This window comes from Ileibacterium valens (genome assembly GCF_001945525.1).
GTDB lineage: Bacteria > Bacillota_I > Bacilli_A > Erysipelotrichales > Erysipelotrichaceae > Ileibacterium > Ileibacterium valens.
The window spans coordinates 24,445-46,176 of sequence record NZ_MPJW01000199.1 but is presented as its reverse complement, the minus strand read 5'-3'; the positions used below and the strand labels follow the sequence as shown (position 1 = coordinate 46,176).

The window sequence follows — 21,732 nt, the reverse complement described above, 5'->3', positions numbered from 1 at the left end:
ACGGATCGTTCGGTCGCTGTCAGTGATTTCAATCACCGGCTTTGGACTCTCGTCTGATCCTTCCAAATCCAGGAAGACCGTCCTGTCAATTTCTACGAATTCAAGAGCCGCTGAAGCAGGCGATACGGCGGCAGCTTTTCTTCGCCAGTACTGGAAGGTGGATAAAGCCAGGCCGTTTTGGACGCAGAAGCCAGCCTGAGTCAGACCTGACACCTGGTATTGATCAACCAGGTTCATCCACTGTTCCTGATTCAGTTCACGGGATTTGGAAAACAGATAATTATGCATAAAATCCTCCAGTTCTAGTCGAATACAGAATATCGACTGGAACCGGAGGATCTAAGCCCGTGCAAATTTCAAAAGGTTACTGTCTGTCTGAGCTTTCAAAGCGTATCCGACATGAAAGCGTAGAAATCTGATACGAAAAAGTCTGACTTGCTTCTTTGGGCCAGTCAGACTTTTTACTTTTATTCATTCAAAAATTTCATGCCATCTCTCAAAATCAGCCAGTCAAAACACTTATTTGATCTTGTAAAGTACGAATTATATTTTCAGGCAGCCGGTTGTTGAGTAACAGCCGCCGGTTCCTGAGAGGGTTCAGGAGCAGGTTCTGGAACAGGTTCCGGTTCAGGCGTTGGTTCAGGAACTGGAACAGGGGCTGGCTCAGGTTCAGGCGTTGGTTCAGGAACTGGGTCTGGTTCAGGAGCAGGCGTTTCTGGAACCACCGGCGGAGTATAAATCGGCGCTTCTACAACCGGCGCATTATAGACGGGCTCATTATAAACTGGTTCCTGGACCGGTTCATAATATTCGTACTCAGCTGAATATTCAGGATCAACCTGATTATTGCCTTCAGTTTCTGCTTCTCCATAGTCTGGAGCCGGCGCTTCATACGTATCAATCATATCTGTAATTTCTTTTCCAGAATCTCCACTTTGAACTGCTTTGATCAGTTTATCTGCAAACTTCACCGTATTCTGATCAAGAATAACTACAGAAGCGTTTCCGTAAGCTTCAGCACAATATCGATTGTCTGGTGTTCCGGATAAAGAATAAGAGATAAATGTCCATTGAGGCATCTGATCAAGCTGAAACTGAATCAGTTCAGAAATTTCATCCTGGGAAACGTCAGTCCAGAAGTTCCCTTCGATCGCATCAATCAAAGCGGGATATCTGGCAATAACTTCTGGGGAGGTTGCTTTCCTGGCAATCTGAGTCAGAACTTCCTGCTGGTTTTTAATTCTTTGAAAGTCACCTTCAGTATAGGCATATCGCTCTCTTGCATAACATAGAGCAGCTTCCCCATTCAGATGATTGACTCCCTCTTCAACACCATATTCGGTTCCAAACATATCGTTGGTATAGAAATAATCTACAGCATAACCAGGGGCTACATTGACATCAATTCCGCCTAACGCGTCTACGATACTGACAACAGCTGAAAAGTTAGCCCGGAATACATAGTTGATATCAATTCCCATCAGCTCTTCAATGGTTTTTGCGGTTGTATTGTAAGTATGAATTCCAGTATGAGTCAGTTTATCGTACTGTCCTTCCAGACAGTCATATTCAGGATCGCAATATGTCTTAACATAAGCATCCCGGGGAATACTAACTAAAAGCACAACATGGGTCTTTGGATTCACCACCGCAAGCATATTTACATCTGAACGGTCAGTATCACCCAGCCCACCGCGTGAATCAGATCCATTAATTAACACTGTAAATGGTTCTTCAGTAATATCGGTTACTGCATCAGCCGCAGATGTCGCATTCGTATAGTAAGTAAACGAATAAATCACTTCTGCCTTATCTTTAAAATCTGTGAATTTAGCTAAATGGGTAATATTGGACTCGTGAACCTGATTAATTGCGATTGCACTGACTTCCTTATCGTATAATGCATCTGCTAACGGACCAAAATTATCGTATTGTTCTTCCTTAACTGTAATTCCCTTATCCTTTAAATCATTCAGTAAATGGGTTATTCCAACTGCATTTACATTTTTGACGACTCCGATTTTCTTATCCTCAAGATCTTTATCTGATTTGATTGCAGAATCTTTCAAGGCATACACCTGAACGACATTGGCAATCTTACCTGAATGAGCTGCTGTCAGGGCTCCAAGCATATTCCCGGTCTTGGCTACATAGAAAGAACCAAATCCACATCCCGCTGCTAAAGCCACCGCCAGAACAGAACAGGCGATCTGGGTTCCTGTCTTTTTTGCCGCAAATAAAACAAGCACCGAGACCAGACCGCAGAGTATGGCAGCAGCGGCGATCAGAATCAGCATATAATTCTGACTCAGAATATTCAGAGCATTAATCTGACCGACAAAAAGCACGGTTACAATGCATAACAAAATACAGATCAGAATACGGATGAGTAAAAACTTCTTCGATGTACCGTCTGAATTCATAGACTATCCTCACTTTCAACTCAATCGTCGATCTTCAGGCAGACTGAGTATAAATGAAATTACTTTAAACATAATAAAATAATCCGCGCTGAAATCATAGTTTCTTATGTCAATCAAACCTTACGATGGATAATTCCATTCAAAATCTGTTCACCAGAGAGCAATAAAGTAATCCCTATCATTCCAAAATATATAATTCCACTGACGGCAAGATAAATAAAAACGGGCAATGAACTAAAGATTTCCAGTCGGATAAGCCAGAAAGCAGGAATACTGACCAGAAGAACAAGTATCAGCTGTTTCCACTCTGTTTTGGGTAATATTTTCCTTAGCATTGAACGTAAAATCCAGAATTGCCAGGCAGTGACAACCGTCTCGGCAATTAATGTTCCAATTGCAGCTCCGCTGCTTGCCATCGACGGAATCAGAAGACAGTTAATCAGTAAATCAGTCACTGCTCCGGCACAAACCGAAATCATGACCTGCTTTTCTTTGCCCGTTGGAACCAGGATCTGTATCCCTGTAATATTCGAAAGACCAATCAGGACAAGAGTAGGCATCAGTATAATCATCGGCATTGCCGCTGCGAGATAATCCTGTCCACTGATCAGAAGAATCGTTGGTCTTGCCATGACCATACAAAACAGACTGACGGGGATTGAAAACAAAAGCACAAAGCTGATGGCTTTTGAAATCAAAGCTTTGAATTCTTCGTTTCTATTCTGGGAAGCATATTCGCTCAGTCTTGGAAGCATGACAGTTCCTAATGAAGTGACCAGTGTCACCAGAAGTGACTTTATTTTAATTGCAGCGTTATAAATCCCAACATCATAATCAGATTTCATAAACCCAAGCATGACTGTATCCAAATTGGTATAAACCGTCGTAGCTACCGTCATGCCAAAGAAAACCATGATTGGTTTCATATGTCTTCTAAAATCCATCTCCATTCCTTTGGCTGCTTTCAAATAAGGAATTGCCCTGAAAAAATTAACAAATCCAGAACCAAAAGAAGATAGAACCGTCATCACTCCATACCATAGGTAATCCTGTTCCGTATGGATGAATAAGAACATTGTAACAACCGCAATCACTTTAAAAATCAGGGATACAAGCGTAATTGCAGAATAATCCTCTAATCCCTGAAACAGCCAGGTGACACCAATCACATTAAGGAAAATCGATGCTGAAGCGATGATCATTAACGTCTTCTCAGCAGCCATCTGCGGAACAAGAAACAATGCCGCTCCAAAAGCTGCATAGGCAAACAAGGACATGAACAGGTTGATACACAGAAGCTCCTTGAGTACCAATGCCAATTTGACCGGATCATTTTTATTCTGAGCCACCGCTCTGACCCCATAAGTTGGAATTCCAAGCATGGCAGCCATAGTAAAATAAGCAGCTGTTGACATGGCAAACGCGACTTTTCCTGTTCCGACGGGCAGAATGACGCGTGAAACATACGGAAAGGTGATTAACGGAAAAAGAATGGAGGATGCGCTTAAAATAAAATTCATGATGAAGTTGTAATGAATAGAATGTTGTTTCTGTTTCATATCAGTCTTCCCACCTTTTTGAACCATATTAGTTATTCATATAGAAAAAAAGAGAATCTTTTACTGATTCTCTTTCATTCGATCATATTTTGCAAGCGCGGAGGCAATGACCTGATCCATATCGTAGTAACGATATTCACCAAGACGTCCGCCAAAGATAACATTCTCTTCCTGATCAGCCAGCTCTCTGTATTTCTGATAGAGCTCAGTATTCTTTTCATCATTGACAGGATAATAAGGCTCATCACCTGGTTTCCAGTCCATCGGATACTCTCTGGAAATGATCGTCTTATCACTGCCGGTATCTTCAAACCATTTATGTTCAATGATTCTTGTAAATGGAGTTTCACGATCCGTATAATTTACGGCAGCATTTCCCTGAAAATTCGGAATATCGAGCTTTTCTTCTTCAAAGCGAAGCGAACGGTATTCGAGCGGGCCCAATTTGAAGTCAAAGTAAGCATCAATTGGCCCGGTATAAATGGTCAGATCCGCCAGTGAATCAAGCTCTTCTTTATTTTCAAGATAATCTGTGTTCAACCGAATATCTGCACCATCAAGCATATTCTCAACCATCTTCGTATAGCCACCCATTGGAATCCCCTGATAGAGTGCATTGAAATAGTTGTTATCAAAGGTCATTCGAACCGGCAGACGCTTAATAATAAAAGCTGGAAGTTCGGTACAATCCCGTCCCCATTGTTTTTCAGTATATCCTTTAACCAATTTTTCATAAATATCTCTGCCGACAAGCGAAATGGCCTGTTCTTCCAGGTTTGTTGGCTGATGATCAATTTCCTTTCGCTGTTCATCAATTATTTTCTGGGCTTCATGGGGCGTACTGACACCCCACATCTGATTGTAGGTATACATGTTAAAAGGAAGTGAATAGAGCTTTCCTTTATAGTTTGCAACTGGAGAATTGGTAAAACGATTGAATTTAGCAAAACGGTTTACATAATCCCAGACTTTATCACTATTTGTATGGAAAATATGAGCACCATACTGATGGACATGAATTCCATCTTCAAAACGGGTATATACATTTCCTGCAATATGATTTCGTTTATCAATAACAAGAACTTTTTTTCCATCGTCCATCAGCTGCCTGGCCATCACCGCACCATACAGACCGCTTCCGACGATCAAGACATCATATTTTTTCATAAATAACTCCTTTGTTAGACTATGGGAGCTTTTACAGTTGGTAACACTCAGCTTACTTCAGACGAAACTGATCCAGACTGATATGGCTTCCTGATTGAATCTGACCAGTACTCACCTGCTCAAAGAATTGCTTCATTGCCCCGGTATTGATCATTTTTACGTTATAGTCAGAAAACCGTCTGCTCTTTTCATTGGTATATATTTGATCGGGTCCTGTTTCAGTAGAATGAATTTCTTCCAAAAGTCCATCCTTGTTCAGTGTAAATGACAGTGAATTTTCTGAACCGGGAACCTGGGAGTCGGCTGCATTTTTCGCTTCGACTTCAATTACATAGCTGCCCTTTTCCGTCGCTGTACTTTTAAATTCATTTCCTGAATACAGATAGGCTGCAGGTATGGAAATATAATCCTCCACCTGCATCTCTTCATCGACCTGATAAAAGTCCTGAAATATACCCCCATCATCAATAAAAGCCCACATTCCTGAGAGAACTTCGAGATAGCAGCCATCTAAAGTATGTTTATGCCCATTCTTTAGTCTGTATTGAGCAATTCGGCTGCCGCCTTCTGGAAATTCTGAAATCATGTATAGATTTTCCTTGTCAAATTCCACACTGACTTCAAACGACGTATCTTCATTCGCTTCAGGGGAGCGGAACTTTTCGATCGAATTCATTCGATAGCTGGTCAGTCTGAGATCATTGCGGTCAACCTGCTCAAGAACCTCATGAATAGAAAGAGTTGAATTTTCTGTCTGAGAGGAAGAGTTTATGGGTGCTGCACAACCGGCCAGCATCAAAGTACCTAGCAAAGCAGCATCTCTGGTTTTTGATAATGTCATTCAACTTTCCTTCTCTCTTTATGTTTATAAAATCCTTTATCTTCTATCTTATTTAATCATGTTTCCAGAAAAACCAATACAATAATTTACGGTAGACTTTAAACCAGAATTTATCATGATATTTATTTTGAAGGTGATATCTCTTCTGAGAATCTTCCGGCAGCAAAAATTCCATGCCTGCCCCCATCTTGACTTCACAGGGGTGACACATCCCACAGGGACGTCCCTGATAAGGCTGATGGCAGAACCAGACATGTTTCATAATATCAAGATAACCCCATTCCTTAATGAGTCGAAGCATGTCTGATTCAGTTTTTTCAAAAATAGGCAGCAGGATATTTCCAAACAAAAGCATTCCATCTTCGGATGATTCATCAGGATCGGCACAATACTCTTCAATCCCATTGACTTCTTTACGAATCACTTTACAGGAATCAAGAACCGCATGAATCATATGTGATTCTTCAACAGGTAATTTCTCAATTCCTAATTCAATTTGAGGATGATCATAAACATAGCTTGAAAGATATTCCATCTGAGTGCCTAACCCAGTTTTTTCTCTGACTCTTCGATAAGCAGCGGAAACTTCAGGATGAAGTTCGATATTTCGAATATCTACACTGATCAGATCAAGAAAATCAGCCTGAGTTTCTGGCCGTTCTTTCAAAAGCTGAGTAATTTTATCCATGGCTATGCGTTCAAATTTTTCGGAATGACGATCATCCCCATGAAGATAGTATGGCTGGATCTGAACCGGCATTCGAGAGAGTTCACAGATCCTGAAACTTGAATCCCATCCTCCAGTCCAGAAAATCTTTACTATAGGTTTTTCACTTTGCGTTTCGTTCATTTTGTTCATACTTTCTAAGACATCTTGGTCATTTCAGTTTTTTAAAAGGCTCTATTTAACTATTTAACTACATAACTAAATCCATTCACCGAGCTTTTTATCCCATTTATCCGGTTTGAATCCTTCAAAGCCGCAGGCAGGAATAAAAGTCATTTCTCCAAAATAAACAGAACCATCGATTTCAAACAGATCCACTCGAACGAATTCAAAAGGTTCTGAAAGCTTTTGAGCCATAGAAATCATTTCAGATAACTGCTTTGGTTTTTCAGGAATCGAATCTGCGTTTGGATGTTTCACTCTTTCCATATCGAGATGATTCCAGGAACAGTCGAAGAAATCTTCTTTTAAATTGCTGGATCGTTCGGAACAAACCAGAATAATTTCCGGTTTTCCATGAAAACAAAAAAGCTTATAATCCTTCAAATCATTTCCCATATATTTTTCGACGATCAAAGCGGGCCTGACATCTTTGTACGGAGCTTCCCGCCATTGATTGTAATAATTCTCTTTCAGATTTTTCTGAATCTCTTTTTTTATCTTTGAGGAGTATGGATTCTTTTCAGAAATAATCCATACTCCTCCTGAATTATGCGTTGTTTTTAAAACGAATCGCCTGGGTAAATTTGTTAAAGATTTTTCAAACTCTTCGAGATCTGAAAAAGTCGCGATCGTTGGAATAATGCATTCTTTTGACAGCAAACTGGCCGCTTTAGATTTCGCAAGATGTTTATCTACCCATTCACTGTAAATTGGACCAGAATATTTCAGCTTGAGCAATTGAAGTTTTTCATTAAAAGTTTCAGGTGAATTCCAATTTAATTTTTTATTCATCAATCCTCGAAAAGTGCAGCTCAGATATAGTCGATCTGGCAATAGTTTAAATGGAATTTTTGATTGAACCACAAATGGAATTTTCCATAATTTATTAATTAACGACATTTAACTCGCATGCCTTTCAATTTCAACCAGAGGGTTCTTGTAGATATCATTTCCCAGATTCCCTATATCTTCGATCATCAGATTATTTTCCCAGAGTACAAATGGCCAGGCTAACTGGTCTCGAAAACTCTCGGATTTGATAAATTCCTGCCACCATAACTCCAAAAGTTCAACAGATTTTTCATTTTTAAGATCACTCACAATCACCGTTGCCTCGTTCATTCCAAAATGAGCCGGAAAACCAGCACTCTTATATCTTGTCATTTGAAGATCAATTTTATCTGGATCTCCTCTTCGAAGCAGCTTGCAGGATTCAGCTTCAGAGAAAATATCATCGCGCTCTCGATGATTATGCATAGCAATTCCAGTTTGTACAGGAACTCGTTTAACCATTTTTCGAATATCCGCCGTGACCCGAACATTTCCATCCAGATAAATTGCGTAATCATATCGATCTTTAAAAAACTCGGCTGGATGAAATTTCGCGTAGCGATTTGCCAGGATATTTCCAAGATTTAGATGAGATTCATCTAATGGAATAATTTCAAAACGGTCTGAAAGAAATTCATAATTTTCTGGCTGATCTGTAAGTAAAAAGTAATCAGCATTGTCAAAATCAGGAAGATGATCAGGTATCTGATCATAACCACCAAGAACGCAAGTATAAATTGCGATTTTAGCTTCATTAATATTGACTTGATTTGAGTCAACTTCAGGACGATCTAAATGATTGAAATAACGTTTTCTGATTTTTTTTGTTGCTTTATAGTCTTTCACATCTTTTGACAGGCCCTTAAAATCGCCTTTCTTTATCTTAGACCAATAATTCAAAAAGGCTCTTCCTATTGAATTTTCTGGACTGTTTTTGATGGCAATTTTCTCGTTGGAAAGTTGTTCAAGCCATTTCAAAACTTCATTACTATTATCCATATTGTTACCATATACTCGTTTCTATAAATTAAACATTAATTCAAATTTGGCCTTTTGTTTCTGTATTATTAATAAATAATTTAAGATTATTTTTTTATATTATTCATTTAGAATAGCAAGTGGTTTTTAAGACTGTTCCGATTAACATTTTTAATAATATCTTCATTAAAAGAGAGAAATATCAATGATTTCCGAGATCAAGAGATTTTAATTTCGTAAGTTTGATCTCAGCCGACAGATTTTAATAATCAACACAATCAGACTAAATACTATTAAAATTATTGATGGAAGAGAATAGAGAATTGAAGCTCCCATCAACTGATGATTCATAACAATCGTATCTCCATACAACACCGTAATTAGAATTGCAACTAAATAAATAATTAGATTCCAATGATAGCATCCAATTATCACCATTATCTGATTTATAAAGATCGCCAGTGTGTTTAATCCTCCACCAATTAATAAAATGAGAAATTCCGACATATAGGGCATTAAATCTATCGAATAAACCATTCCAAGAAGCTTCAATCCAATAATATAACCGAATACTATAATTGTCAGAGACAACAGTATAATCACAAAAACCTGTTTTAAAATCATTTTTATGAATTGTCTTTTTCGTCCATAAGTCCATTCCACACTAATCTGTGTTATATATGGACGGTATATTACAGTAGCTAGAAGATTAATAGTAAAGACAGGTACAAATAGTATCGCAAATATTCCTTGAACCTGATCATTCATCACGCTATCAATGGCATATTTCGGAGCGTTCGTGAGATAGATTGATATAAAACCAGCAATACATATAGGAAGACAAACCCATAATAAATTTTTAAACTTAGCGATCTGTAGTTTTCGTATATGGCATCTAAACGACTCGCAAAAATCTTTATTTTGTATATAAACTAGAAGAATAGATATGATTAAAGCTCCGATAATTCCAATAACCAAGCTACCTGTAATTAATAACAGTACAATCAGGACTGTCAATGACACCAAGTATCGAATAGTTTGTAAGATTAATCCAATATCTATTCTTCCTTGTCTCTGATATTCGTCATGAAATAGCGCTTCATAAACATCAATCGCTCGGAACAAGGAGTAAAACAACACAATCAATGCTTTTTCGCCAGAATATCCATTTTTAAAAATGATAAAAATTAACGATACAATCATGAGCACCGATGAAAAGAGGTTAATATATACAAAATCCGAAAACGAATATCTATTGGTAACATCTGCTATATGATAATTTCGAACACCGAAAAAGCCGATGGCCTGAACCTGATAAGCAACTGCAGTGGCGATTGAAAAAAAACCTGCAATCTCTGTCTGACCTGCTCTGGTCATAAAAAAAATAATAACAGCTGTCATAGATGCATTTAATAAACTCGAAATTAAATTCCAAAAGGTAGCGCGTTTCAAAATAACCTTCTCATTGTTGGACTCAAACATCCAAGTTTTGAATTTTTTCATATCAATTCCCTTCTGTGATAGATAGATTTTATTTACATGTCAAAATCATGCGGATAGCCTTTTTGAGGTAGAAATTTTCTTTAAAAAACTTAGATTACTCACTAATAACGGCTGAAATAATACAAGCGCTTATTTTTAAAACGGTATAAACTATTTTGAGCTATTTGTTAGTAATTTTTTCATCAACGGGAGTATAGGCATGGATGATCTGTAATAAGTCCACTGTCATAAAGTTAGGATTGTGAATCTTTCGTCCATTAACATTGACTTTTTGTAAAAGCATATTAACTTCTCCATCTTTGCATTCAGTCAATTTGGACAGATGTTTGAACATTCACTAATCATATAAGTCACTCTGGATTTCGCCAAACCGGGAATTCCTGAATATGCTTTTTATAAGCCTGACCACTTTGATCTTTTCAGCACTGACATTCAAAAACAGTTTATTGCGGATCCATCGGCTGACAGACTCCATCACTCGATTGGCCGCCACTTCCGATTTAGTAAGGATGAGAAAATCGTCGGCATAACGGACATAGCGCAAACCTCTTTTATCCAGTTCCCGATCCAATTCCGTTAAGTAGATGTTTGCAAGTATTGGACTCATGGGGCCTCCCTGAGGAGGGCCTTCTGCCGTCTTAACTTTTACTCCATCTTCCATAACTCCGGCTTTTAGAAACTTCCGGATTAGATGCAGGATCACATCATTATTGATTTCTTTTCTAACGCATGAAATGAGTTTATCGTGGTTGACTCTGTCAAAGAATTTCTCAATATCAAAGTCAATGATCCACTCATATCCTTCGTTCAGGTACACAAGAGCCTGATTGACTGCGTCCTGTGCTTTCCTTCCAGGACGAAATCCATAACTGAATGGACTAAATAGGGGTTCAAAGCAAATTTGAAGGGTCTGAGCCGCCATCTGTTGAACTGCTCGATCAACCACATTAGGGATTCCTAATGGTCTTTTCTTGCCATTCGCTTTTGGAATATAAACTCGCCTGACTGGCTGAGGTTTATAGGTCTTATTTCAAATGTCCTGAATGAGCTGATATTTATTCTCAGCCATCCACTGATCGAGTTCTGTGGTTTTCATTCCATCTGGTCCGGGAACGCCTTTGTTTGCCATGACAGCTTCTACTGCCCGCTTAACATTGTCTTCGCTAAGCATATGGCTCAAAGGATCCCACCTACCAAATTGGTGCGTTTCGTGATACTCGTTCATTGTTCTGTCTTTCCTTTCTGTCATCTTTACAGTGAAAGAATCATCTCATCTGGTGAACAGCTGACCTTTAGACATACGTTTCTATCGGCTTTGCATCCAAAATTGCAGACTATCTAAACACTTAGCAGACTTACTTAAGACTTGTTTATCTGTTCAGCCCTTCGGCTTATGCCTACTATGGCTTCTGCTGACTTCCTGCAATAAACCTTTTTCGACCACCGGCACCGCTTTGAACCTGGTCCATTGACTGATTCACGAAGACAAGCACGGATGTTTGCAGGATCTTGCGGAGCAAGACACATAACTTTCATTTCATGGCCTCCTGATTTACCGCTTCGGTATTCGTTCATCCTTAGGGTTAAGGTACAAACACGCCCGCTTGTGCTTCTCTATACTCGCCGATGAAAACCTGTGACTAGACTTCACCATAAACTACACACCTTGCCCTGTACACCAAAAAGAACATAAAAGAAGGTAATCTTTTATGTTCTTTTTCTCTTCTATTTATTAAAAACATATTACAATATTGAGACTTCTGAAAACCAACTCGCGTATCTCAGACAGTTTCTTTAATCTAGTTACGCAAAAAAATAATTTCATTAATATACTAGATTCGATCATGAGCAGACAGCACTTTTTTAAGTACATCAGCTAAAATACTAAGACATCATAACTAAGGTTTCAGATGAGAATATCTATTTATTTAACGTAAACATAAAATTTTCGCCCATCAGAATCTTCAGATGTTGTACCGTACAAATGGAATCCAAGATCAGAAAAGTTAACTTGAGAATTTTCAGTAATCAAGGTATTAATTTTATATTGATCAATTACTGACTTAAGATCAACTTCATTCACATCATCTGGATTACTAATATATGCGTCATAAATAGCTAAATCTTCAAGACTAAACGATCCAAACTCTGGATTTTCATTTTGAGGATATCGATGATTATTGCACAAAATAATTGAATCAGGCGAGAAAAGCCTTAGCTCCAGTGGAATTTGAGCATCTACATTGTCAATTACATAGGACATATTTGATAATACGATTCTTTGTCCTAATTCTTTTGAAGCTTCATTAAGAATATTCCCTATTTCAACAGTTACTTTTGGCGTCAATGCTGGATGCTCAAAGATCACTTCATAAAATTTACTAATCGGAACTTCTCCTGGTTTATCAAGCCCAGTAATAGCTCCACCACTTACACCATAAGTATATAGAACAAAGGACGAAAGAAGAGCTGTACTAACGTCCCCAAAAACCATCAACATACGTTGCGATTTAACAATGTAGAAAATAATACCCAATAAATAAATCCATGCTGTAAACGCGATAAAACAAGTTAATGCTGCTGTTGCTCTGGCGAGAACAAAAGGATAGATGGAAATTGCTGCTGTAAAAGTATTTAAAATAGGACAACCTATTAAAAGATAACATACAACGATAACAAGATTATATTTATATATCAGTTTACTTTTAAATATGAAAGAACCAATGAAACTAATTAGAAATAATATAAAGATAGGTTTCTTGATAAATGAATTTAATAAGTGAACTGAAGTTTCAGACGTTACTTTAATAGGCATTAAAAGGGGAATATTTCCACAAGCCATATATAAAACAACATTACCTAAAACCACCACAGCAAGTAGAATAAAAGCAGATTTCTTCGAACTGCTTTTCCTAAATAGCAAAAATACGAATAAATACGAAATTATACAAGTTATAATCAGAGGAAGTGCGACGCCACTTTTAGTTAATAAAACAAACGAAATAATTAGAACTTTTATAATTAAAGAGAGATTAATTTTCTTCTTTTTAATAAACGGGGCAATTAGCCATATAAAAGAAACCATTCTAACAAGTACAGAGCCATAATAAAAAGCAGAAGAAATTTGGTTCATATCTTGCATATCTATCAAATTCATCTCTCTGGATAGGACTTCATTTGAAAGAAAAACGATGAGGATGACTGTTGCATAATCCGAAATTGGATAATTAAAATTAAGTCTCATTGCTCGAAACAGAATCTCAGATAAGTAAGAAACTGTACAGCATGTAATAAGTAAGTTTATCCAAGCCATAAAAAATCTGGCAAAGAGTGTTGTTGGAATCCTAATCAAACTCAAATAATAACCATATTCAAGTTCATGAGTATTTAAAGAATAGGAATCTATATGATGAAGCTTTCCAAAACCACTCACCAAGTTTTCCGAATGAAAATCATCTATCTGCCATGGTATACCTATTTTTGATAGATAAAAACCGTCATCCAGGTGGTTTGACAACCAGAATCCAGGATAATTTCCCATCTGTAAAAATAGAAGGATAAATATCAGTAGAAATAGAAAATAATGTTTTTTTATATCATTTAATAAACTTCTAAACAGATTTACTTTTTTTTCTTTAATCATCAACAACCCTAATAAGACAGCCAATATATGCCAAATAGTCATTGTTATGGCAAAAAAACTCCATGGTAAAAAAAGAATCTGCGTTATCACTCCTAAGATTCCGGCCATTAAAGATGTAGTTAAATATCCATAAATTATCTTTTTATAAAACGAATTATCATTTGGATAAATGCTTCCAAGTAAATATATATACAGAAAATAAATCGTTAAAAACAAAAAACCTTTTATATAATCAATGACCATTTCCCCTAACCACCCCTTTAAGCGCCATTCTTCCGTTTCTGATTTAATTGTTTGCTATTATATAGCAACCTAACCGGGTAGATGAATCTTTGACTTCTTCGTGCTGTGATGACCGAAGATATGGGATTGCAGTCACATTATTTTCGACTTGTAAAGTTTTTTTGAAATTTAACAATTCTTTATCATCCATAATAAAGTGTACTTCAGCACTTTGGTGATGTTCATGAATATCCATACTAATAGGCCAGTTAAGTGCACATTCAATGACCATACGACAATAATCATACCCAGTTGTCAGTGGAACAAGATGTGAACCTATGCAATCTCCACCCATTCTAGCCCCAATTTCAATAATTGTAATATCATCTTTGTAGATTTTTATTTCAGTGTGGGAAGCCCCTTGTTTAATATCTAGGCTATTTAATGCATGCTCAACAACTTTTTTAACTTTTTCTATCATTTGAACAGATAAACCAGAAGGTTGGATATGTCCTTTTTCAATAAAGTGAGGAGCCCCAGTAGTTAATTTCTTGGTTGCTGTAAGAAAATGATGTTTTCCATTTTGGGATATATACTCGACAGAATATTCATCTCCTAATACATAATCTTCTATTAAAACGACCTGATTAAAACTCTCTTGCCTAGCTGCATTAACGCCCTCTATGATTTCTGATTCTGTGTTTGCTAGATATATACCTCGGCTTCCCGATCGGTCTGAAGGTTTTATAATCAATGGCCAAGAATGTGTCGCTTCAATTTTATTTAGAGGATTGTCTTCAGGAAAAACTACTCGGCTTTTACAGCTCGGATCTGAATTTTTATTAAATATTTCCCGCATTCTCACTTTATCAGTAGATAATTGTGTGCTTTCCAAACTGTTTCCAGGAAGACCAAGACGATTCGCCACATAATTAACAGTTTTAACCGCCAGATCAGACGCGATCGTACAAATACCGTCTATTTTTAAATTATTACATATTTCTGTAATTTGTTCTTTTTCTATTATTGAAATCGGATAAAAATAATCTGCTAACGTTTCTCCTGGATCACCAACTTCCCAAGCAAAAACATGAGTTTCTAATCCGATGTTTTTTGCTTTCTGAATTAAAGGTTCCTGAAGATAGCTTGCTCCGATAATTGCAATTTTCTTTTTCATTTGATATGAACCTCATTAGTATTTTAGAGCAAGTAACCAGCTATAATCTGGAAGGTAAACAAAGTAATCAAATACAAATTTTCACAAATCGCAAGAGTAATAACACCCCATTTTAAACATTTTTTACCATTATGATTCACTAATGAATTTCGATTAAACAGATAGGAAGTGCAAACCATAACAAATATCAGCCACCCAATTCGTTCCAGGCGAAAAAAATTAGAATCCAATTTACATAATGGCAAGATTATTAATGATATAACGCAGATACCATAAGAAAGATTAATGTTCGACAGTCCCTGTTTACTCCTATTTATTTGTTTCTTATATTTTTGTAACCAAATCAGAATTATTAACTGTGAAAACACAATAGTGCAAACAACAAATAAGCCAATTGTTCCAATTGATTCTCCTGAAGTAAAATACCTTTCTAGGCGATCTCCTTGTATAAAACAAGACGCAATACCGATTAAATAATCCTTAAACATCATGCCTATTAAGGAAATACTAAGGAAACAAACAGTAAATATTCGTTGCCCAAAAGGATATAAATAAACCAGTATAAACAAGCTGTAGAATAAAATGGAAGAATGAACCAAAGTTCCAATTAATACAAGACCGAGGTAACAAGTTATATTTTTGAAACTAAAGCTTTTTAGATATCTTAATCCGAAAATAACCAATGCACTTCCAGCGAAGAAACGGATTTGAGTAATGTCCAATAAAATTGGAAAGATCAGCATGATCCCCCAAAAAAACATTCGCCCTTTAAATGATTTGCAAAAGAAATTCACTGAAGAATTGACCAGTAACAACGCTCCAAAGGCAATAATCGCTTTGACTAATGAGTAACTGAATCCAAAGGTGAATCCGATATTCATCAAGATATACCAACCTTTTCCTAAATAGGAATAGGGAATTCCTAAACTCATCTTATTGTATGCTGCGGCATAATTTGCAAAATCAGGAACCGATGCAGCTCTAAAGCAAATCAATGTAATGAAGGCAATAATCACGTATTCCCATATCATTTCTGAGTTGATTCGTTTCAGAAATAATACCGATTGACTAGGTTCAGCATGATCTAACAAATGTTCGAGCTTTTTATTAATCTGCAAAAGCCACTCTGTTTTAAATAAAAGAATAAAGATTATCAGCAGGTAGGCAATTAAAATCATTGGCTTCTCTCCATTAGGGCAGCTGCATCACTTCTTCCTTTTTTCCATGAATTCCACATTTTTTTGCGGCTACGATTTTTTGGAAATGTCAAAAAATAATAAACAAATTGAGCTGTCATCCATAAGTTAGACATTCGCTTACCAGCCAGATTAGGATATTTTTGATTAATGTAAGCAGAATTTCTTGCAATATAATAGAGTCTTAAGTCTGAATAAACTGGGCTAACAGAAAGTTTCTGAAAAATCGATTTACCAGTAATCTGATAAAGGAACCTGAATATTTCTACCTGCTTCCCCTCGCCCATTTGCTGTAGAAGATAGCTATCGTTTACGCGATATATAGATAACCCCTTCTGCATAAGTCTGATATTCAAATCAACATCAATACAATCAATAAAAAGACGTTCATTATATCCACCAACAGTCTCAATTGCGTTTGTCTGATTAAGAGAGGCAGAAGTTATGCAGTCGATTGGCTCTCGAATCTTCTCAATATCAGGAAGTTCAAGACTTTTATACTCTTCTAGACTGATTTTGTTATTATTCAATAAAAAAGGACACAAAATACCAATATTTTCTTTCATGTATGGTCGATAATTTTCAATCAGGTTATGGCTAACTACTGAATCCTGATCCATAGACAAATACCATCCATATTCATTGTCAACAGCATATTGAAACACCTGATTTAAAGCCGACGCTAAACCTTTATTGGTTTGATTTAATAAAACATGTATTGAATCAAATGAATTAGCTAAAGCAATGATCTGATCGCGATTTTCTGAATCATTATCGATAATTATTATCTCACTTACTTGATCCTCTAATGCTCGAATATTTTTACTCAAGAGAGTGATTTCAGGATTACAGGTGACAATCCCAGCTAATATTTCCGGCTCACCACTATTATTCTTTTTCATCATCCAGCCGCTTTCTTTCAATGTCTCTTTTTTTACGAGCATTTTTTAGTATTTCATAATCGCTTTGTTCATCAAGTGTTCTTGGAGTGTAATACCCACGAGTTAAAGATAAGTTTTCGTTATAATAAGGATCTCCATGTTCGAAATGATCAGTCCAGGTATCAGTTAAACGATCAAGTTCTGAGTAAAATCTATTCAGTTTTTCTGGGGTATCCTCTAACCCACGCGATAATGATTCATAATGATACATCGAATATTGAGGAAGAATAACATTATAGTAACCAGCATCTAAAAGTTTCAAACAGAAATCAACATCGTTATAGGCGACTTGATATCTTTCGTCTAATCCGCCTACTTCCCAATACTTCTTCTTAGTCACCATCAAGGCTGCACCAGTCACTCCAGCTACATCATGCTGAACCATTTTTAAATTACCATAGGAATTCCCCGCAACCTCTTCTTCAAGAAATAGATGATAGCCTCCTTCGATTCCCCATAGCACTCCATTATGCTGAATTCTTCCATTTTTGTATAGGAGCTTGATTCCCACAGCTCCAACCTCATCTCTGAGAGCATTCGAAGCCATTCCGTCCAACAAATCTCCATCAATAATTTCCATATCATTATTCATTAATAGAATAATTTCACCCTGACTCTGTCTTACTGCATAGTTATTGATCGCAGAATAATTAAATTCATCTTCCCAATGAAGCAATCTTACTTTGGGAAATTTGCTTTCAATAGTTTCGTAAAATCTGAAAGTTGCTTCTTCCGTTGAATTATTTTCGACAACCAGAATCTCATAATTTGGATAGCTGACTTTTTCTTGAATGGAAGATAATAGAACCTCCAATTCTCCAATATGATCTTTATTCGGAATGATAATGCTGATCATTGGATATTCCTGCATTTTGTATTTGACCATATAGGTCCCCAAATACGGACCATCCGAAACTACAGCATTTTTTCCATTCCTATCCATATAATCCTGGATAGCTCTTCTGCCAGCATCAAATGCCCAACGTTTGCTCTCAGGGTTAAGTGCAGTAGAATCCTCAGTCATTCGCCAATGATAAACCGGCTTAGATACATGTACAATTTTTTCAGCAGGAACGATTTCAATCATTCTCAGAAGAAAATCATAGTCTTGAGCACCATCGTATTCACTTCTCAAAAGACCAATTCTATCTAAAATGGATTTCCGTACAACAGAAAAATGATTGATGTAATTACATGAGAATAAATAATCAGGAGAATAATCCGGTTTAAAAAAGAGATTTCCAAGTTCCCCTTTTTTATTAATGATCTTATCTTCATCGGTATAAATAAAATCAGGATCTTTTTCATTGATTACCTTGACGACTTCAAACAGCGCATCTGGTCTTAAGGAATCATCATGATCAATAAATCCGATAAAATCTCCTTCAGCCATTTTTATTGCTTCGTTTGTATTTCCAGCAATACCCAAATTATTCCCAATTCTCTTATAACGAATTTTCGGATTATCTTTCAGTTTTTTTGCAACATACTCTTCAACAGAACGATCTTCTGATCCATCAGCTATACACAGTTCCCAATTGGAATACGACTGCTGATTCAACGAGCGTATTAAAATGTTTAAATATTTGAGGTCTGTATGGTAAGCAGCACAAACCAGAGAAATAAGTGGTTCATAACTGAACTTTGTATTTTTTTGTTTAGCTAGGTCATTTTGCGTAGGTGTATTTTCTCTATACCATTTCGTTTCTGCCTGTGCATCAACAATACTGTAGAGTTCATGTCTAAAAAGTCTGCGCGCTAAAAAACGCGATCCATTGGCTTTCCATAATGGATAAATACGCCCGATTCCTAAAACAGAAAAATTATTCATCAAAATTTCCGGTCTTGACGAACTCATTGATAGTGGAATCGTGAATTGTTTACTGTCTTTTTCAAGAACCAGATGAACAGAATTTTTATTATCAGGATGACAGAATACAATATCAAAACCAGCGTCCCGAACGTGCTCATCAAAATAAAATGGAGATTTATAATCAGGTAATTTGTTTAATTGCTGGTCAATTTTTTTGTTATCGCCATCAACAAGATAAACATTTACTTTTCCATTTTCAGGAGAAGCAGCAAAACCAGCTACCCGGTACAGAGCATCCCCTTCCTGGCGTAGAGTAAAATCATACATAAAATCGTCCTTGAGAACACTGCGCTCAAATTCAAGCCCTTTTAATTCCAGTACAGTTTCTCCATTTAAAACAAGTTTCATTTCTTTTGTTTTCTCACTCATTTTAGCTTTAATAATAAAGCCGCAATGAACAGTACTGTCAGGAGCCTGAAGACTGTTTAACACATCGGGACGGCTGATAATTGTCACATCTGCAGATACTGGTGAGTTATCAGCATAGACTTCTACATTTAATGATTCATGATTCTTGGTTAAATACCATCCACGGACAAACAGTTCATAGCCATCACTGGATTCATAATTTTCAAATTTTTCAAGACAATAGCGTTTTTTCATTCTGACACCTTTTGAAATTAAAAATATCCCCATTTTTTAAAGTATTTAATCCAGCTTTGAATATGTATTCTGAATAGATGAAAATTCTTATGTGATCCTTTTTCCCATCGATGTTCAACAGTTGTATAAGGACAATACATTACATCGCTGATCTGATTCATCCTTCTGCATAAATCAGCATCTTCAAGATACATAAAATAGGATTCATCAAACCCGTTTAATTGTTTGAATAAGTCGGTTTTGCAGACCAAAAAACTTCCCTGTGCAAATGGGACTTTAAACGGCTTAGAGTAATCTTCATGCGACAGCTCGTGAACGGCCACTTTTTCCGGAAATACGGAACGAAACCAGATTCGGCATAACATATCCAACAGATTAGGATCTTTTCGATAAGCTGCTAATCTTTCGCCATCAGGAGTTACCAGTTTGGGAACAGCCATACCGCAGCCTGTTTTTTCTATAAAATCGATTAAAATGCTGAAAGCATCATCTTTCAGAAGAACATCTGGGTTTACGATTGCATGATATTCTGAGTCTAGATTTGACAATACATAATTATGCCCTTTCCCAAATCCAAGATTCTTTCCCGTGTGAATGTAGTTCAGTTCAGGATATTGTTTACCCAATTCCCGAAACTGATCCTGCTCATTGGCATTATCAATCACATATATTTTCATGGAAAGCTCAGATGAAGTATTCCGTTTAATGGATTCAAGCAGTCGCTTTATATCATTAAAATTATGATATGAGACGATGCTAACGCTGAGTTTTACAGATGTCATACAATATCCTCATGTTAGTTCATTTAAAACAGTATCTAACAAAAATCAAATCACTGTTCACAAGTTCCATAATAGTCTGCATACCATTCTGCAAAATTTCGAAGGCCTTGTCTCAATGAAGTGTTAGGCTGAAAGTTAAAATCCTTAATTAATTCAGTTACATCCGCGTATGTAACTTCGACATCGCCAGGCTGCATGCCAACCAATTTCTTATGCTCTTCAAAGTTGTAATCTTTCGGTAATACATGAGCACGAATTAATTCTTCCTGCAGAATCGTAACAAAGTCTAAAAGATTTTCCGGTTCATTATTTCCAATGTTATAAACTTTGAATTCAACACCGTTTTCATCTTTTTTCGGAGATTTTTCCATCACTCGAATTACACCTTCAACGATGTCATCAATATAGGTGAAATCGCGTTTGCAATTTCCGTAGTTAAAGATCTCAATTGTTTCATTTCTTCTGAGTTTATCTGTGAATCCAAAATAAGCCATATCCGGTCTGCCTGCTGGTCCATAAACGGTGAAGAATCGAAGACCGGTTGCCGGGATCTTGTAAAGCTTTGAGTATGCATAAGCTAAGAGTTCATTGGATTTTTTTGTAGCTGCATAAAGAGACACCGGATGGTCTGTTTTATCCTCAGTCGAATAGGGAATTTTCTTATTTGCTCCATAAACTGATGAACTTGATGCGAATAAAAGATGTTTTACCGGATAATGACGGCACGCTTCAAGAAGGTTATAGAATCCGATTAGATTACTTTGAATATAGGCATCCGGATTTATGATAGAGTATCTAACTCCAGCCTGAGCGGCCAGATTCACGACAACATCTGGATGGAATGTTTCAAAGATCTGATCAATTAATTCTTTATCAGAAATATCTCCTTTAATAAATTCGAAACGAGAGTCCTGATTTAGATCTTCCAATCGGTTATGTTTAATCTGTACATCGTAATAATCATTCAGATTATCAATTCCGACGATCTTGATGTCTTTGAATTTCTTCAGCAGGTCTTTAGCGAGATTAGAGCCAATAAAACCAGCTGCTCCTGTGATCAGCACTTTTGAATTTTCTAAATTAATCATTTGATCCTCCGTTTAT

Annotated in this window: 19 protein-coding genes; all 19 read right to left on the bottom strand. The window is 36.7% G+C overall.

The window, feature by feature from the left end; genetic code table 11:
- A partial coding sequence (gene tnpA / locus BO222_RS10630) for an IS66 family insertion sequence element accessory protein TnpA (RefSeq protein ID WP_198931968.1) occupies positions 1-288 on the bottom strand: 288 nt, incomplete at its 3' end.
- 263 nt (positions 289-551) lie between these two features.
- Positions 552-2,423: an LCP family protein gene (locus BO222_RS10625; RefSeq protein WP_075820778.1), complete on the bottom strand. Its 1,872-nt coding sequence runs from the start codon at positions 2,421-2,423 to the stop codon at positions 552-554.
- 113 nt (positions 2,424-2,536) lie between these two features.
- Positions 2,537-3,982: a flippase gene (locus tag BO222_RS10620; RefSeq protein ID WP_075820777.1), complete on the bottom strand. Its 1,446-nt coding sequence runs from the start codon at positions 3,980-3,982 to the stop codon at positions 2,537-2,539.
- A gap of 60 nt (positions 3,983-4,042) precedes the next feature.
- A complete protein-coding gene (glf, locus tag BO222_RS10615; RefSeq protein ID WP_075820776.1) occupies positions 4,043-5,149 on the bottom strand; it encodes a UDP-galactopyranose mutase in 1,107 nt (368 codons plus the stop codon).
- Positions 5,150-5,201: 52 nt separating this feature from the next.
- Entirely contained in the window at positions 5,202-5,990 is a 789-nt protein-coding gene (locus BO222_RS10610) for a hypothetical protein (protein ID WP_075820775.1), read from the bottom strand.
- A gap of 52 nt (positions 5,991-6,042) precedes the next feature.
- The gene (locus tag BO222_RS10605) at positions 6,043-6,849 is read right to left on the bottom strand and encodes a hypothetical protein (protein WP_075820774.1); all 807 of its coding nucleotides are present in this window, start codon (positions 6,847-6,849) and stop codon (positions 6,043-6,045) included.
- Between the two features lie 66 nt (positions 6,850-6,915).
- Entirely contained in the window at positions 6,916-7,671 is a 756-nt protein-coding gene (locus BO222_RS10600; protein WP_158024600.1) for an ATP-grasp fold amidoligase family protein, read from the bottom strand.
- 108 nt (positions 7,672-7,779) lie between these two features.
- The gene (locus BO222_RS10595; RefSeq protein WP_075820772.1) at positions 7,780-8,709 is read right to left on the bottom strand and encodes a glycosyltransferase domain-containing protein; all 930 of its coding nucleotides are present in this window, start codon (positions 8,707-8,709) and stop codon (positions 7,780-7,782) included.
- A 207-nt stretch (positions 8,710-8,916) separates the two neighbouring features.
- Positions 8,917-10,191, bottom strand: coding sequence for a lipopolysaccharide biosynthesis protein (locus BO222_RS10590; protein WP_075820771.1), 1,275 nt, complete (start codon positions 10,189-10,191; stop codon positions 8,917-8,919).
- 160 nt (positions 10,192-10,351) lie between these two features.
- Positions 10,352-10,525 carry a hypothetical protein gene (locus BO222_RS13810; RefSeq protein WP_158024599.1) on the bottom strand — a complete coding sequence of 58 codons (174 nt, stop codon included), beginning with the start codon at positions 10,523-10,525 and terminating at the stop codon, positions 10,352-10,354.
- Positions 10,526-10,528: 3 nt separating this feature from the next.
- Complete coding sequence (locus BO222_RS10585; protein ID WP_083647797.1) at positions 10,529-11,182, bottom strand: reverse transcriptase domain-containing protein; 654 nt, start codon at positions 11,180-11,182, stop codon at positions 10,529-10,531.
- A 39-nt stretch (positions 11,183-11,221) separates the two neighbouring features.
- Positions 11,222-11,416 (bottom strand): hypothetical protein, encoded by a 195-nt coding sequence (locus BO222_RS10580; protein WP_075820769.1) that lies wholly within the window; start codon positions 11,414-11,416, stop codon positions 11,222-11,224.
- 699 nt (positions 11,417-12,115) lie between these two features.
- On the bottom strand, positions 12,116-14,077 hold the full coding sequence (locus BO222_RS10575; RefSeq protein WP_075820768.1) for a hypothetical protein: 1,962 nt from the start codon (positions 14,075-14,077) through the stop codon (positions 12,116-12,118).
- A 43-nt stretch (positions 14,078-14,120) separates the two neighbouring features.
- Positions 14,121-15,233 (bottom strand): ATP-grasp domain-containing protein, encoded by a 1,113-nt coding sequence (locus BO222_RS10570; protein ID WP_075820767.1) that lies wholly within the window; start codon positions 15,231-15,233, stop codon positions 14,121-14,123.
- A gap of 23 nt (positions 15,234-15,256) precedes the next feature.
- Positions 15,257-16,411, bottom strand: a complete 1,155-nt coding sequence (locus BO222_RS10565) for an EpsG family protein (RefSeq protein ID WP_075820766.1) — start codon at positions 16,409-16,411, stop codon at positions 15,257-15,259.
- Entirely contained in the window at positions 16,408-17,334 is a 927-nt protein-coding gene (locus BO222_RS10560; RefSeq protein ID WP_075820765.1) for a glycosyltransferase, read from the bottom strand. Before BO222_RS10560 ends, BO222_RS10565 begins: the two co-directional genes overlap by 4 nt.
- Positions 17,318-19,699, bottom strand: coding sequence for a glycosyltransferase family 2 protein (locus tag BO222_RS10555; RefSeq protein ID WP_158024598.1), 2,382 nt, complete (start codon positions 19,697-19,699; stop codon positions 17,318-17,320). Before BO222_RS10555 ends, BO222_RS10560 begins: the two co-directional genes overlap by 17 nt.
- Positions 19,700-19,863: 164 nt before the next feature.
- A complete protein-coding gene (locus BO222_RS10550) occupies positions 19,864-20,628 on the bottom strand; it encodes a glycosyltransferase family 2 protein (protein WP_075820764.1) in 765 nt (254 codons plus the stop codon).
- A gap of 50 nt (positions 20,629-20,678) precedes the next feature.
- Positions 20,679-21,716 (bottom strand): GDP-mannose 4,6-dehydratase, encoded by a 1,038-nt coding sequence (locus BO222_RS10545; RefSeq protein ID WP_075820763.1) that lies wholly within the window; start codon positions 21,714-21,716, stop codon positions 20,679-20,681.
- Positions 21,717-21,732: the final 16 nt, after the last annotated feature.